Source organism: Micrococcus sp. 63XJN7_6_ISO-PGPR-S23-444, assembly GCF_058072765.1.
Genome location: NZ_CM176516.1, coordinates 1137932 through 1153604, shown reverse-complemented (window position 1 = coordinate 1153604; position 15673 = coordinate 1137932). Strand labels below are relative to the sequence as shown.

Here is a 15673-nt window from a genome sequence, read left to right as displayed (position 1 = left end):
CTCGGCGAGGTGCGCGCGTCAGTGGGTCATCGCCTCGTCGATCGCGACGGCCAGGCGCAGCGGGTCGTGGACCTGGGGATCCTGGGCACTGCTCACTCTACTGAACGCCACGCGCGCGCCCATCCGGGCCGCCTCGGCCTCCACCGCCGCCCGGTCGGTGACCGCGTCCACGTCGGCGATCACCACGTCCAGCCGGAGGTCCGGCGCATAGGAGCGCAGCACCTTGAGGTGGTCGGCGTGGGTGAGGCCGGTGGTCTCCTGGTCTCCCGTGCGCAGGTTCAGCACCATGAGGCGCCGGGCGGCGGTGGCGGCGAGGGCCGCGCGCACGTCCGGCATCAGCAGGTGCGGCAGCACCGACGTGTACAGCGAGCCGGGTCCGAGCACCACCCAGTCGGCCAGCTCGATCGCCGAGAGCGCCTCCGGGGTGGCGGGGGCGTCGGACGGGCTCAGGCGGACGTCGGTGACGCGCCCCTCGAACGCGGCGACCGCGAGGGCCACCTGGCCCTCCACGCATCGGGTGCGCAGGCGGCCGTCCGGGCCGGCGCTGAGCACGTCCCCGCCGATGGTCAGCGGCACCCGCGAGACCGGCAGGACCTCGCCGTGCGCCCGCAGCAGGGCGCCGGCCCAGCGCAGCCCGTCCACCGGGTCGCCCAGCAGCTCCCAGAGGGCGACGATCAGGAGGTTCCCGAGCGCGTGGTTGTCCAGGGTGGCCTGGTCCGCGGGCACCTCGGTGGAGCGGAAGCGGTGCTGCATGACGTGGGCCCAGGTCCGACCCCAGTCGGTGTCGTCGCACAGGGCGGCCAGCGCCATGCGGAGGTCGCCGGGCGGCAGCACCGCCATCTCCCGGCGGATGGTGCCGGAGGAGCCGCCGTCGTCCGCCACCGTGACGACGGCCGTGAGGTGCCCGGCCACGTGCCGCAGGGCCGCGAGGGACGCGGAGAGGCCGTGGCCGCCGCCGAGGGCGGTGACCCGGGCCGTGGGGCGGGACATGCCGGCGCCCACCCCGCGCCCTTCCGAACCCATCCCGGGCGGCAGGGGCAGCTGGCCGGTGAGCGGGGACGTCATTCGCGCCCCATGTCCCGGTGCTGGACGTGCACCGTGACGTGGGGCACCTGGGCCAGGCGCCGGGCGAGCTCCTCGGCGACGGCCACGGAGCGGTGCTTGCCGCCCGTGCAGCCGATGGCGAGCGTGGCGTAGTGCTTGTTCTCCCGCCGGTAGCCCTCGAACACCGGCCCCAGCATGGCGACGTACGCGCGCAGGAAGTCCTCGACACCGGGGCGGGAGAGCACGTAGTCCGCGACCGCGGCCTCCGTGCCCGTGTGCGGACGCAGCGCCGGCACCCAGTGGGGGTTGGGGATGAAGCGCATGTCCGCCACGAAGTTCGCGTCCGCCGGGACGCCGTACTTGAACCCGAAGCTCATGATGGTCAGGCGCAGCGTGACGGGGCCGGACTCCGAGAACAGCTCGGTGATCTCCGTGGCCAGGCCGTGCACGTTCAGCTCGGTGGTGTCCACCACGACGTCGGCACGCGCCTTGAGCGGCTCGACGACGTCCCGCTCCGCGCGGATGCCGTCCAGCAGCCGGGCGTTGCCCTGCATCGGGTGGGGGCGGCGGCCGGCCTCGAAGCGTTGCAGGAGGACGTGGTCCTCCGCATCGAGGAACACGGTGCGATACTCCACTCCGCTGTTGGCCAGGTGCTGCAGGGCGGCGTACAGCTCCTCGAAGTAGGAGCGCGAGCGCACGTCCACCACGATCGCCAGGCGCGGGAACGCCTCCGGCGAGCGGGCGATGAGCTCGGCCAGCGTGCCGAACAGGGCCGGCGGCATGTTCTCCACCACGTCCCAGCCGTGGTCCTCGAGCGCGTGCGCGGCGGTGGTCCGTCCGGCGCCGGACATCCCGGCGATCACGAGCACCTCGGATGTCGGCGGCTTCTCCGGCTGGAGGGTCTCCTCGATCATGACTCCACTGTATCCGCGGGCGTGTCGGCCGTGAGCGCCGTGTGGACGGCCTCGGCCAGCCGCGGCCCGATGCCGGCGACCTCGGTCAGCCGGTCCACGCCGGCGGCCCGGATCTCGGCGACGGAGCCGAAGTGGTTCAGCAGCGCGGTGCGCTTGGCCGGGCCCAGGCCCGGGATCCCATCCAGGGCGGAGACGGTCATCGCCTTGGACCGCCGGCTGCGGTGGCCCGCGATCGCGAACCGGTGCGACTCGTCACGGATGCGCTGGAGCAGGTACAGGCCCTCCGAGGTGCGCGGCAGGACCACCGGGAACTCGTCGCCCGGCAGCCACACCTCCTCGAGCCGCTTGGCCAGCCCGACCACGGGCAGGTCGTCCAGGCCCAGCTCCTCGAGGACCGCCGCGGCCGCGGCCACCTGGGGCGGGCCGCCGTCGACCACCACGAGCGAGGGCGGGTACGCGAAGCGGCGCCCCGCCTCCTGATCGTCCCCCTCGACCTGGCCGGAGAGCGGGGCGCCCTCCGCGCGCTCCTTGGCCAGGCGGGCGAAACGACGCCGCAGGACGTCGCGCAGGGACGCCGTGTCGTCCCGGGCGGCCTCCCCCGTGACGTTGAAGCGGCGGTAGTCCTTCTTCTTCGGCAGCCCGTCCTCCATGACGACCATCGAGCCGACCACGTTGGTGCCCTGGGAGTGGGAGATGTCGTAGCACTCGATGCGCAGCAGGGGCTCGGTGATCTCCAGGGCCTCCTGCAGCTCCCGCAGGGCGGCGGAGCGGGTGGTGAGGTCCCCGGACCGCCGCGACTTGTGCAGCTTGAGGGCCATCTCCGCGTTCTCCCGGACGGTCTCCATGAGGTCCGCCTTCGAGCCCCGCCGGGGCACGCGCACGGCGACCCGGGACCCGCGCAGGCCCGAGAGCCACTCGGTGAGCTGTGCGGCGTCGTCGGGCTCGACCGGGACGAGGATCTCGTGCGGGATGCGCTCCGGCCCCTCGAGGTCGCCGTAGACCTGCTGGAGCAGGTGCGCGACCATCTCCGGCTCGGCGACGTCCTCCACGCGCTCCATGACCCAGCCGCGCTGGCCGCGGATGCGACCCTGCCGGACGTGGAACACCTGCACCGCGACCTCCAGCTCGTCCGCGTGCAGGGCGAAGATGTCCGCCTCCGTGTTCTCCGGCAGCACCACGGCGTTGCGCTCGAACACGCGGCGCAGCGCGGCGATGTCGTCCCGCAGCCGGGCCGCGTCCTCGTAGCGCAGCTCCTCGACGGCGCGGGCCATGGCCTTCTCCAGCTCGCGGATGAACCGGTTCGCATCCCCGGCCATGAAGTCGCAGAAGTCCTGGGCCAGCGCGCGATGGTCCGCCGGGCTGATCCGGCCCACGCAGGGCGCCGAGCACTTGCCGATGTAGCCGAGCAGGCACGGCCGGTCCTGGGCGCGGGCCCGCTTGAACACGCCGGCCGAGCACGTGCGGACCGGGAAGACGCGCAGCATCAGGTCCACGGTCTCCCGGATCGCCTTGGCCGGGTGGAACGGGCCGAAGTACTTCACGCCGGGCTTCCGGTCGCCGCGCATCACCTGGACGCGCGGGAACTGCTCGTTCATAGTCACGGCCAGGTAGGGGTACGACTTGTCGTCCCGGTACATGATGTTGAACCGGGGGCGATACTCCTTGATCCACGTGTACTCGAGCTGGAGCGCCTCCAGCTCGGAGCCGACGACGGTCCACTCGACCGCGGCCGCCGTGAACACCATGGTCCGGGTCTTGGTGGCCAGCCGAGCCGGGTCCTGGAAATAGGAGCTCAGGCGGGCGCGCAGGTTCTTCGCCTTGCCGACGTAGACGACGCGTCCGTCCGCGTCGCGGAAGCGGTAGACGCCGGGCGACGTGGAGATCTCGCCCGGAGCCGGGCGGTAGGAGGCCGGATCAGCCACGGGCGCCCGGGGCGGCGTTGTAGGCGTCCACGCGCTCCTGCCCCGAGAGCGCGCCGATGGCGTCCATGATCGCCGCCGTCGCGTCGCGGCGCTGCGGCAGGGTGTGTCGACGCCCGGGGTGGCCGAAGTCCAGGGGCGCGCCCACGCGCACGGAGAACCGGTGGGGACGGAAGCCGTTCGTGTCCGGCGGCTGGAGGTGCTGCGTGCCGACGAGGCCCACGGGCACCACGGGTGCGCCGGTGGCCAGGGCCAGCCAGGCCGCACCGGTGCGGCCGCGGTAGAGGCGGCCGTCGCGGCTGCGGGTGCCCTCCGGGTAGATGCCGACGCCCTGGCCGGACTCGAGCAGGCCCACGAGGGACTCGAGCGCGGCCACGGAGGCGGCCTGCTCGCCCCGGCGGACGGGGACGGAGCCCACGGACTCGAAGAACCGCCGCCGGACGCGGCCCCGCAGGCCCGTGCCCGTGAAGTACTCCTCCTTGGCGAAGAAGTGGACCGGGCGGGGGGCGAGGGCCTGGAGGATCACCGAGTCGACGAAGGACAGGTGGTTGGAGGCCATGACGAAGGGGCCCCGCGCAGGGACGTGCTCCATGCCGACGACCTCGGGGCGGCAGGTGAGCCGCAGGAGCGCGGCGGCGCTCCTGCGCACGGGCTCCGACGTCGCCATGGCTCTCCTTCGTCCGCGTCCTGCGTGGGCGGGGTCCATGCTACGCGAGCAGTTCCGCGAGGAACCGGCCCGTGTGGCTCTCCGCGACGTGTGCGACCTCCTCCGGCGTGCCCGCGGCCACGATCGTGCCGCCCCCGGAGCCGCCCTCGGGGCCGAGGTCGATCACGTGGTCGGCACTCTTGATCACGTCGAGGTTGTGCTCGATGGTGAGCACCGTGTTGCCCTTGTCCACGAGGGACTGGAGCACGTGCAGGAGCTTGCGGATGTCGTCGAAGTGCAGCCCCGTGGTCGGCTCGTCCAGCACGTAGATGGTGCGGCCGTTGGAGCGCTTCTGGAGCTCGGCCGCCAGCTTCACGCGCTGGGCCTCGCCGCCCGAGAGCGTGGTGGCGGGCTGGCCCAGGCGGACGTAGCCCAGACCGACGTCGACGAGCGTGTCCAGGTACCGCGAGATGCGGGTGTACGCGCTGAAGAAGTCCGCGGCCTCCTCGATCGGCATGTCGAGGACCTCGGCGATGTTCTTGCCCTTGTAGGTGACCTCGAGCGTCTCCCGGTTGTACCGGGCCCCGTGGCACACCTCGCACGGCACGTAGACGTCCGGCAGGAAGTTCATCTCGATCTTCAGCGTGCCGTCGCCCGCGCACGCCTCGCAGCGCCCGCCCTTGATGTTGAAGGAGAACCGGCCCTGCTGGTAGCCCCGGACCTTCGCCTCGGGGGTCTCCGCGAAGAGCTTGCGGATCGCGTCGAACACGCCCGTGTAGGTGGCGGGGTTGGAGCGCGGCGTGCGCCCGATGGGGCTCTGGTCCACGTGGACCACCTTGTCCAGGTGCTCGAGCCCCTCCACGGACCGGTGCCGGCCGGGCACGAGCTTGGCGCCGTTGAGCCGGTTGGCCAGGACCTTGTAGAGGATCTCGTTGATCAGCGTGGACTTGCCGGAGCCGGACACGCCCGTCACGGCGGTGAGGACCCCGAGCGGGACCTCCACCGAGACGTCCTTCAGGTTGTTCTCCTGGGCCCCGCGGACCGTCAGCATGCGCCCCTTCTCCGGGACGCGACGCCGCTCCGGCACCGCGATGGAGCGGCGGCCGGAGAGGTAGTCGCCGGTGACGGACCGCGTGTTCGCCTTGAGATCCGCCAGGGAGCCCGAGTGCACGACCTCGCCGCCGTGCTCGCCCGCGCGAGGACCGATGTCCACGATCCAGTCCGCCTCGGCGATCGTGTCCTCGTCGTGCTCGACGACGATGAGGGTGTTGCCGAGGTCCCGCAGGCGCAGGAGGGTCTCGATGAGGCGGCGGTTGTCCCGCTGGTGCAGGCCGATGGACGGCTCGTCGAGCACGTAGAGGACGCCGACCAGCCCGGAGCCGATCTGCGTGGCCAGGCGGATGCGCTGGGCCTCGCCTCCGGAGAGGGTGCCGGCCGGCCGCTCCAGGTTGAGGTACTCGAGGCCGACGTCCAGCAGGAACGCCAGCCGGGCCAGGATCTCCTTGAGCACCTGGTCCGCGATCTGCCGCTCGCGGTCCGTCAGTCGCAGCCCCGAGAAGAACTCCATGGCCTCCCGCATGGGCAGGCGGGTGGCGTCCGCGATGGACAGGCCGCCCACGAGCACGTTCAGGACCGTGGGGTTGAGGCGGGCCCCGTGGCACGCCGGGCACGGGATCTCCCGCATGAACGACTCGTAGCGCTCGCGGGCGCCGTCCGACTCGGTCTCCCCGTGCTTGCGCATCACGTAGGGGATGACGCCCTCGAAGCCCGTGGTGTAGCGGCGCTCGCGCCCGAACCGGTTGCGGAACGTCACCTCCACCTTGAAGTCCTTGCCGTTCAGGACGGCGTCGCGCTCCGCCTCCGTCAGGTCCTTCCACGGGGTGTCCAGGGAGAAGCCCATCTCCTTGCCCAGCCCGCCGAGCACGCGCAGCCAGTAGTCCGAGGTGGACTTGCCCAGCGACCACGGCACCACGGCGCCCTCACGCAGGGACAGCTCGTCGTTGGCGACGACGAGGTCCGGGTCCACCTGCAGGCGGGAGCCGATGCCGGTGCACTCGGGGCACGCGCCGAACGGGTTGTTGAAGGAGAACGAGCGCGGCTCGATCTCGTCCACGGTCTGCTCGTGCCCGTTGGGGCAGGAGAGCTTCTCGGAGAACGAGCGGTACCGGGGGTTGCCCTCGGCGTCCCGCCCGCCGAACTCCGCGGTGTTCTTCTTGGCCTTCTCGGCGACCGGCTCCACGTCCACGAACTCGGCCACGACGAGGCCGTCCGCCAGCTTCAGGGCGGTCTCCACCGAGTCGGTGAGGCGCTGGCGGATGCCCTCCTTCATGGCGAGGCGGTCCACGACGACGGCGATGGTGTGCTTGACCTGCTTCTTCAGCACGGGCGGGTCCGAGAGCTGGACGGTCTCCCCGTCCACGACGGCGCGGGCGAAGCCCTGCGTGGACAGGTCCTGGAACAGGTCCACGAACTCGCCCTTGCGGCCGCGGACCACGGGCGCGAGCACCTGGAAGCGGGTGCGCTCGGGCAGCTCCTCGAGCTGGTCCACGATCTGCTGCGGGGTCTGCCGGCTCACCGGCTCCCCGCACTGCGGGCAGTGCGGCACCCCGACGCGCGCCCAGAGCAGGCGCATGTAGTCGTAGATCTCGGTGATGGTCCCCACCGTGGAGCGCGGGTTGCGGTTGGTGGACTTCTGGTCGATGGACACGGCCGGGGACAGGCCCTCGATGAAGTCCACGTCCGGCTTGTCCACCCGGCCCAGGAACATGCGGGCGTAGGAGGAGAGCGACTCGACGTAGCGTCGCTGGCCCTCGGCGAAGATCGTGTCGAAGGCCAGGGAGGACTTGCCCGAGCCGGACAGACCCGTGAACACGACCATGGCGTCCCGCGGGAAGCTGACGTCCACGTCCTTCAGGTTGTGCTCGCGGGCGCCCTGGACGACGATGCGGTCCCGCTCGCCCGAGCGCGCGCCGCCGGGGCCGGAGGCGAGGCCGCCGGCGTGGGTCTCGACGGCGGAGGAGACGGTGGTGGAGGAGTTCTTGGGCACGCGGCCAGCATAGGGGCGGCACGGACACGACACCGGGGTCTCGCCTATGGGCGAACCCACCGCGGGCTGGGCCCGCCCTGGCGCCTCGCCGCCCCGTCCGTACACTGTTGCGCATGCCCGAGACCGCCCGGAACCGCCTCCTGCACGATCTGCCCGCCGTCACGGTGCGCACCTGCTCCGTGTCGGAGATGGACAACAACGTGTACCTGCTCACCTCCAAGACCACGGGGGCGCAGGTGCTGATCGACGCCGCCGACGACGCCGAGGCCATCCGCGACCTCATCGCCTCGGCCGCGGACGACACCCCGTGCGAGCCGCGCCTCGAGATGATCGTCACCACGCACCGGCACTGGGACCACGTGCGCGCACTGCCGGTGCTGGCGTCCCTGACCGGGGCCCGCACGGCGGCCGGCGAGGACGACGCCGACGCGATCGCCGAGGCCACGGGGGTCGCCCCCGACGTGCGCCTGCGCCACGGGGACACCGTGGGGGCGGACGGGCTCCGGCTCGAGGTCGTGGCCCTGCGCGGCCACACGCCCGGGTCCATCGCGCTGGTGTGCCGCCCCGAGGCGGACGAGCCGGCCGTGCTCTTCACCGGCGACGCCCTCTTCCCGGGCGGGGTGGGCAACACCGAGGGCGACGACGGCCGGTTCCGTCAGCTGTTCACGGACGTCACCGATCGGATCTTCGACGCGTTCGACGACGACGTGGTGGTCCACCCCGGCCACGGCGCCTCCACGACCCTGGGCGCCGAGCGCCCCCACCTGCCGGAGTGGGCCGAGCGCGGCTGGTGACGGCCCGCCCGGGCACTCCCGGGCCCGGCGTCAGGCCGGCTTCTGCCCGACCATGAACAGGCGCCGGGCCGGGAAGATCGTGACCGGGCCGCCGTCGTCGGCCGTGACGCCGGGCACCGGCGGGTACGCCTCGCGCATGGCGGCGCGGTACCGGTCCACGAACGCCTCGAGCAGCCCGGCGCCCTCGGCGGCGCCCTCCTCGGCGTCCCAGCGGGCCAGAGCCTGCAGGCTCGGTCGCAGGGCCGCGCCGGAGGTCCATCGGAACACCGGGTCCTCGCCCGTCAGCACCTGCTGGTACTCCGTCTCCCAGACGACCGGGGACCACCCCGCCTCGAGGAACAGCCGCGTGTACTCCTCGGGCGGCGCCACGGTGCGGGTCGTCGCCACCCCGTGCAGCGGCTCGGAGAAGGCCGGGTCCTCCGCCAGCGCCACGATCGCCGCATGGGAGGGCTGCTCGTAGGGCCGCGGGATCTGCGCCGCGAACCACGCCCCCGGCGTGAGGTCCCCGAGCCAGCGCCGGATCAGGCGACGGTGCGTCGGGATCCACTGGAGCATCGCGTTGGACACCACGACGTCCGTCGCCCCCGACGGGCGCCACTGCGAGGCGTCGACCGCCTCGAAGCGCAGGTTGGCGGGGGCACCCGTGCGGGCCGCCTGCTCTCGGGCCCGCTCGAGCATCGCGGGCGAGTCGTCCAGACCGATCACCTCGGCGTCCGGCCAGCGCTCGGCCAGCGTCCGGGTCAGGGTCCCCGGGCCGCAGCCCAGGTCCACCACGACGCGCGGCGCCTCGGCGCGCACGCGCCCCACCAGGTCGTGGAAGGGGCGGGCGCGGTGCTCGGCGAAGCCCTCGTACTGCGCGGGATCCCAGGTGAACCCCCCGCCCTCTCGGCCGGTCACGTCCCCCACGACGGCGTCGGTGTCCGGGTGCGGGCTCTCGGGCGCGATCTGACTCATGGCGGCACCGTATCGCGCGGAGCGGCCGATACCCTGGGGGCGATGACTTCTGCCGCCACGAACCCGCCCTCGCTGACCGACCGCATCGACGCCCTCCCGCCGACCCCGGACGCCGACGACGTCTTCGGGGCCTTCGCGGCCTGGACCGAGGACCGCGGCATCGCGCTCTACCCCGCCCAGGAGGAGGCCGCCCTCGAGCTGGTCCAGGGCCGGCACGTGATCCTGGCGACGCCCACCGGCTCCGGCAAGTCCCTGGTGGCGCTGGCCGCGCACGCCGACGCGCTCGCCCACGACGCCGTCTCCTACTACACGGCGCCGATCAAGGCGCTCGTCTCGGAGAAGTTCTTCGCGCTGGTGGACGTGTTCGGCGCGGAGAACGTCGGCATGGTCACGGGTGACTCCACCGTCAACGGTGACGCCCCCATCATCTGCTGCACCGCCGAGATCCTCGCCAACCGCGCGCTGCGCGAGGGCTCGGGCATGGAGATCGGCACCGTGGTGATGGACGAGTTCCACTACTACGCGGACCCCTCCCGCGGCTGGGCCTGGCAGGTGCCCCTCCTCGAGCTGCCGCAGGCCCGGTTCCTGCTGATGTCGGCCACCCTCGGCGACACGACCCGCCTCGAGGCGGACCTGACCGAGCGCACCGGGCGCGAGGTCGCCGTCGTCGCCCACGCGGAGCGCCCCATCCCGCTGACGTTCGAGTGGTCCGAGGTGCCGCTGCAGGAGAAGGTCGAGGAGCTCGTGAGCACCCGCCAGGCACCGGTGTACATCGTGCACTTCTCGCAGCTGGACGCCGTGGAGACGGCCCAGGGGCTGTCCTCGATCTCGGTGACGTCCAGGGAGGAGAAGGAGGCGATCGCCGCGCGGATCGCCGGCTTCCGCTTCTCCGCGGGCTTCGGGCACACGCTCAACCGCCTCGTCCGGGCGGGCATCGGCGTGCACCACGCGGGCATGCTGCCCAAGTACCGCCGCCTCGTGGAGAAGCTGGCCCAGGACGGGCTGCTCAAGGTCATCTGCGGCACGGACACGCTCGGCGTCGGGATCAACGTGCCGATCCGCACCGTGCTGCTCACCGCGCTCTCCAAGTTCGACGGCGAGAAGACCCGCCTGCTCCAGGCCCGCGAGTTCCACCAGATCGCCGGCCGGGCGGGCCGGGCCGGCTTCGACACCTCCGGCACCGTGGTGGTCCAGGCCCCCGAGCACGTGATCGAGAACAAGGCGGCCGAGCGCAAGGCCGCGGCGAAGTTCGCGAACGTCAAGGACGAGGCCGAGCGGGCCAAGCGCATGAAGCAGTCCGTGAAGTCCGGCAAGCGCAAGACCCCGCCGGCCGGCTTCGTCTCGTGGGGGCCGGCGACGTTCGAGCGCCTCGTCTCCGCCGAGCCGGAGCCGCTGGTCTCCCGCATGCGGATCACGCACTCCATGCTGCTGAACATCCTCGACCGGCCCGGCGACCCGGTCATCGCGGTCCGGCGCCTGCTGCGCGGCACCCACGAGACCCCGGCCCGCCAGGCGGTGCTCATGCGCCGCGCGCTCGGGATCTTCCGGGAGCTGCTGGCCACGGGCGTCGTCGAGCGTCTGCCCGAGCCGGACGCCGAGGGCCGCACCGTGGACCTCACGGTGGACCTGCAGCCGGACTTCGCGCTCAACCAGCCGCTCTCCCCCTTCGCCCTCGCCGCGCTCGACCTGCTGGACCCGGCCGATCCCGACCACGCGCTCGACGTCGTCTCCGTGATCGAGGCGACCCTCGACCCGCCGCGCCAGGTGCTCTCCGCCCAGGTCAAGCACGCCAAGGGCGAGGCCGTGGCCGCCATGAAGGCCGAGGGCATGGACTACAACGACCGCATGCGGGCCCTCGACGAGATCACCCACCCGCGGCCGCTGGCCGAGCTCCTCGAGCAGCAGTTCGAGCTCTACCGGCAGGACGCCCCGTGGCTCGCGGAGTTCGAGCTGACCCCCAAGTCCGTGGTGCGCGACATGTTCGAGCGGGCCATGGGCTTCGGCGACTACGTGCGGTTCTACGGGATCGCCCGGTCCGAGGGCGTGCTGCTGCGCTACCTCACGGACGCGGTCAAGGCACTGCGCCACACCGTCCCCGAGGCGGCCCGCACCGAGGAGCTCCAGGTGCTGCTGGACTGGCTCGACGAGATGGTGAAGCAGACCGACTCGTCCCTCCTGGAGGAGTGGGAGGACCTGGTGGCCGGGGACATCGACGAGCTGCGCCGGGACATGGAGGCGCTCGAGCCGCCGGCCCCGCCTCGCCTGACGGACAACGAGCCCGTGTTCCGGGTGATGGTCCGCAACGCGATGTTCCAGCGGGTGCGCCTGTTCGGCGACGAGCGGGACGAGGCGCTCGCGCGCCTGTCCGGCGAGCTGTCCGCCGACGACTGGGCCGACGCCCTCGACGCCTACTTCGACGACCACGAGGACATCGACGACGGCCCCGCCGCGCGCGGCCCCGAGCTGTTCCGCGTGGCCGCGGCCCCCGACGTCGCCGCCCCGCTGGAGCTGGCCGGCCCGCGCTGGTGGGCGGTGCGGCAGGTCCTGAAGGACCCGGACGGGGACCTGGACCACGGGATCAACGCCGTGGTCGACCTGGACGCCTCCGACGAGGCGGGCCATCCCGTGATCCGGGTGGTCTCCGTGGGCGCGCCCGAGTCCGGGTGGGGCCTGTGAGCGCCGGGGACGCTCGGGCGGCAGGACGGCCCGTGGCGGGCGACCCGCGCGGCTTCGCTCCCCTCGAGCCGGCCCGCCACCGCGTGGGCGAGCGCACCGAGCTCTACGACGGCACCGTCACGGTGGACCACTGGTTCTCGATGCCGATCGACCACGCGCTGGGCCTCGCCGAGGCCGAGGCGCAGGACGCGGCGGGCACCGGCGTCGGGCCGCACGGGCGCGGCACGCTGACCGTCTTCGCCCGCGAGATCCGGGCGAAGGACGACCCCGAGGGCGAGCGCCCCTGGGCCCTGTACCTCCAGGGTGGCCCCGGCAGTGCCGGGCCCCGCCCGGCGCGCCTGAGCGGCTGGCTCGGCGCGCTGGCCGAGAGCCACCGCGTGCTGCTGCTGGACCAGCGCGGCACGGGGCGTTCGACCCCGGCCACTGTGGCGACCCTGACCGCCCCGGGCGCCTTCGCCACGGACGAGGCGCGCGCCGAGCACCTGGTGCACCTGCGGGCGCCCTCGATCGTGCGGGACGCCGAGATGCTGCGCCTCGCCCTCGGCGCCGGGCCGTGGACCACACTGGGCCAGAGCTTCGGCGGGTTCTGCACGCTGAGCTATCTCTCCTTCCACCCGGAGGGCCTGCAGCGCAGCCTGGTGACCGGCGGCCTCGCCCCGCTCACCGGCCACGCCGACCGGGTCTACCGGGCCACCTACGCCCGGATGCGCGCCCGCACCGAGGAGTTCTTCGACCGGCACCCGGCCGACCGCGACGCGTGGTCGGAGGCCGTGGGGCTGATCCGCGCCGCCGAGGCCGCGGGCGCCCCGATCCCCCTGCCCGGCGGCGGGCCGCTCACCGTGGGACGGGCCCAGGGTCTGGGCATGCTGCTGGGCGGCAACACCCGCGTGGACCGCCTGCACTGGGTCCTCGCCGAGGCCGTGGACCGCACCGGACCCGCGCCGCGCCTGTCCGAGACGTTCCTGGCCGCCGTCGCCGACCAGGACGACCGCCTCGTCAACCCGCTCTACACCGTGCTGCACGAGGCGATCTACGCGCAGCCGGCGGACCTGGCCGGCGGCCGGGCGGACACCGGCTGGTCGGCGTCCCGGATGCTCGCCGAGCACCCGGACTTCGACCCGGAGGCGACCACGGTCCCGCTGCCCACGGGCGAACACGTCATGCCCTGGTCCGTCGAGGTCGACCCCCGGCTGCGGCCCCTGGCCGGCACGGCGCGGCTGCTCGCCGAGCGCACGCAGTGGGGCCCGCTCTACGACGTGGCTGCCCTGGCGCAGAACACCGTCCCCGTGGCCGCCGCGGTCTACGCCGACGACGTGTACGTGGACCGGGACCTCTCGCTCGAGACGGCGCGGCGCGTCCGCGGCCTGCAGGTGTGGGAGACCGACGCCTTCCACCACGACGGCATCGCCGACGACGGGCCGGCGATCCTCGACCGGCTCCTGGCGATGACCGCGGCGGACGGCGCCGGGACGACGACGGCCCCCGACCCGGTCGACTGACCGGCCCGGGGGCCCGGGCGCCGGCGGAGCACTCCCCCGGTGCCGTGATCGGCTCAGACGGTGGGCCCGTCCTGTCGCACGATCTGCTCGGAGACCCCGCGCGCGTCGTCGTCACGGGGATCGGCGAGCCGGGTCTCGTGGGCCGTGCGGATGATGGCCGACCACGCGTCCTTGTGCTCGAGCAGCTGGTCGCGCCAGCGCTGGTCCAGGGCCTCGGCCCGGGCCGTCCAGCGGTCCATCAGGGCGGCGGCGCGCTCGCGCTCGGCCGGGTCGGCGTCCTCGGCCAGCTTCGAGTACCGATACGAGTACTTCTCGGCGTTCTGCAGCGCCCGCAGGGCCTGGCCCTTCGGCGAGGCCAGGGAGATCGCCACGGTGATCGCCAGGATCACGACGACGACCACGAGGGACAGCGTCGTGGGGATCTCGACGACGGGCACGTTCTCGCCGCCGTTGATGAACGGCAGGTTGTTCTCGTGCAGGGCGTGCAGGATCAGCTTCACGCCGATGAACGCCAGCAGCGCGGAGAGCCCGTAGGCCAGGTAGACGAGGCGGTCGAGCAGGCCGTCGATCAGGAAGTACAGCTGGCGCAGGCCCATGAGCGAGAACGCCGTGGCGGTGAAGACGATGTACGCCTCCTGGGTCACGCCGAAGATCGCGGGGATGGAGTCGAAGGCGAAGAGGATGTCCGTGGCGCCGATCGCGATCATCACGAGGAGCATCGGCGTCATGAGGCGCTTGCCGTCCACCGTCGTGAAGAGGCGGTCGCCGTCGAACTGCTCGGAGGCGGGCAGGAACCGCTTGACGAGGCGGACCATCACGTTGTCCGCCTCGTCCTGGGCGCCCTCGGCGTCGCCGGACATCTCGCCCTTGAGCTGGCCGCCGGCGATGATCAGCAGGAACAGGCCGAAGAGGTAGAACACGTCCGACCACGCGGCGATGACGGCGGCGCCCAGCAGGATGAACAGGGTGCGCGAGATCAGCGCGAACGTGATGCCGAACAGCAGCACCTTCTGCTGGTACTCGCGCGGCACCCGAAAGCTGGCCATGATGACCAGGAAGACGAACAGGTTGTCGACGCTGAGCGCCTTCTCCAGCAGGTAGCCGGTGTAGTACTCGACCGCGTGCTGGGTGTCGCCGAAGGCGAAGAACACGAGGCCGAAGACGAGCGCGAGGCCGACGTAGACGCCGGACCAGATCGCGGCCTCCCGGATCGACGGCGTGTGCGCCTTGCGGACATGGGCGAAGTAGTCGAACGCGAGGAGCCCGACGATCAGCGCGATCGTCAGGCCCCAGGTCAGGCCGTTGATTTCCACGGGTCACCTCTCGGCGTCAGGGGTCAGGACGGTGCCGCAAGTCTCTCCGCCCGCCGCGGCCGCGGCCCGGGCCCCTGTGTCCGGCCGGCGGCGCGCTCTCGGCGGCCGCGGCGTGCTGACGTCCACAGTGTTCGGGATACTCCCCTACGTCGCCGGTCAGTCTACCCGGTCGCACGACGACGCCCCGACCCGCGGCGGGCGGAGCGGGGCGTCGTCGGGCCCGCTGGTGCGGGCCCATGAGGGCGAAGATATTGGCGGTCAGGACGATGAACCAGTTCTGGGTGAGGCCGAAGATCGCCGGGATGGAGTCCACCGCGAACATCACGTCCGTCAGGCCGATCGTGATGAACACGACCACCATGGGGGTGAACATGCGCCGGCCGTCCACGGTGGTGCGCAGTCGGTTGCCGTCGTAGTCCGGCGCCACGTTGAGGCGGCGGGTCAGGCGGGCCACGACGCCCGGCTCGGACTCCTCGTCCCCGCCGTCGTCCTTGAGCTGCTGCCAGGCGGTCCAGAGCAGGAAGGCGCCGAAGATGTAGAACTCCCACGTCAGGTGCTCGATGGCGACGGCGCCGACCGCGATGAACACCGCGCGGGCGATCAGCGCGATGATGATGCCCACCATCAGCACCTCCTGCTGGTAGCGGCGGGGCACCTGGAACTTGGCCATGATGATGAGGAACACGAACAGGTTGTCCACGCTGAGGCTGTACTCGGTGACCCAGCCGGCGAGGAACTCGGTGCCGTGCTGCGCATCGCCCAGGGCGAAGAGCAGCCCCGCGAAGACCAGCGCCAGCGCCACGTAGAACCCGATCCACAGGCCGGCCTCCTTCATGGAGGGCTCGTGGGGGCCGCGCCAGTCTAGACG

Annotated in this window: 10 protein-coding genes and 1 pseudogene; 3 read left to right on the top strand and 8 right to left on the bottom strand. The window is 72.6% G+C overall.

The features are described from left to right. Nucleotides 1–18: 18 nt before the first annotated feature. Genes AC3RJ9_RS05350 through uvrA form a run of 5 tightly spaced genes read right to left on the bottom strand, consistent with a single transcriptional unit; the run spans nucleotide 19 to nucleotide 7569 of the window. A complete protein-coding gene (locus AC3RJ9_RS05350) occupies nucleotides 19–1065 on the bottom strand; it encodes a gluconeogenesis factor YvcK family protein (protein ID WP_123243857.1) in 1047 nt (348 codons plus the stop codon). Then, nucleotides 1062–1958: an RNase adapter RapZ gene (gene rapZ / locus AC3RJ9_RS05345; RefSeq protein ID WP_070709578.1), complete on the bottom strand. Its 897-nt coding sequence runs from the start codon at nucleotides 1956–1958 to the stop codon at nucleotides 1062–1064. The genes AC3RJ9_RS05350 and rapZ overlap by 4 nt, the downstream gene beginning before the upstream one ends. Further along, a complete protein-coding gene (gene uvrC, locus AC3RJ9_RS05340; RefSeq protein WP_036315391.1) occupies nucleotides 1955–3880 on the bottom strand; it encodes an excinuclease ABC subunit UvrC in 1926 nt (641 codons plus the stop codon). Before uvrC ends, rapZ begins: the two co-directional genes overlap by 4 nt. Then, nucleotides 3873–4544: a lysophospholipid acyltransferase family protein gene (locus AC3RJ9_RS05335; protein WP_036315306.1), complete on the bottom strand. Its 672-nt coding sequence runs from the start codon at nucleotides 4542–4544 to the stop codon at nucleotides 3873–3875. Before AC3RJ9_RS05335 ends, uvrC begins: the two co-directional genes overlap by 8 nt. 40 nt (nucleotides 4545–4584) lie before the next feature. Next, nucleotides 4585–7569 (bottom strand): excinuclease ABC subunit UvrA, encoded by a 2985-nt coding sequence (gene uvrA / locus AC3RJ9_RS05330; protein WP_095695702.1) that lies wholly within the window; start codon nucleotides 7567–7569, stop codon nucleotides 4585–4587. Nucleotides 7570–7682: 113 nt separating this feature from the next. Between uvrA and AC3RJ9_RS05325 the strand changes: the two genes are divergently transcribed. Beyond that, nucleotides 7683–8363: an MBL fold metallo-hydrolase gene (locus AC3RJ9_RS05325; RefSeq protein WP_095695701.1), complete on the top strand. Its 681-nt coding sequence runs from the start codon at nucleotides 7683–7685 to the stop codon at nucleotides 8361–8363. A 30-nt stretch (nucleotides 8364–8393) separates the two neighbouring features. On the opposite strand, the gene AC3RJ9_RS05320 is transcribed toward AC3RJ9_RS05325, so the two are convergent. Then, nucleotides 8394–9317 (bottom strand): methyltransferase domain-containing protein, encoded by a 924-nt coding sequence (locus AC3RJ9_RS05320; protein ID WP_095695700.1) that lies wholly within the window; start codon nucleotides 9315–9317, stop codon nucleotides 8394–8396. A gap of 42 nt (nucleotides 9318–9359) precedes the next feature. Between AC3RJ9_RS05320 and AC3RJ9_RS05315 the strand changes: the two genes are divergently transcribed. Then, nucleotides 9360–11993 carry a DEAD/DEAH box helicase gene (locus AC3RJ9_RS05315; protein WP_123243858.1) on the top strand — a complete coding sequence of 878 codons (2634 nt, stop codon included), beginning with the start codon at nucleotides 9360–9362 and terminating at the stop codon, nucleotides 11991–11993. Nucleotides 11994–12025: 32 nt separating this feature from the next. Then, nucleotides 12026–13492, top strand: a complete 1467-nt coding sequence (locus AC3RJ9_RS05310; protein ID WP_123243859.1) for an alpha/beta fold hydrolase — start codon at nucleotides 12026–12028, stop codon at nucleotides 13490–13492. Nucleotides 13493–13545: 53 nt separating this feature from the next. On the opposite strand, the gene AC3RJ9_RS05305 is transcribed toward AC3RJ9_RS05310, so the two are convergent. After that, nucleotides 13546–14805 carry a TerC family protein gene (locus AC3RJ9_RS05305; RefSeq protein ID WP_036315319.1) on the bottom strand — a complete coding sequence of 420 codons (1260 nt, stop codon included), beginning with the start codon at nucleotides 14803–14805 and terminating at the stop codon, nucleotides 13546–13548. Nucleotides 14806–14821: 16 nt separating this feature from the next. Further along, nucleotides 14822–15661, bottom strand: a pseudogene (locus tag AC3RJ9_RS05300) (TerC/Alx family metal homeostasis membrane protein); the annotation flags it as partial. Between the last annotated feature and the right edge of the window lie 12 nt (nucleotides 15662–15673).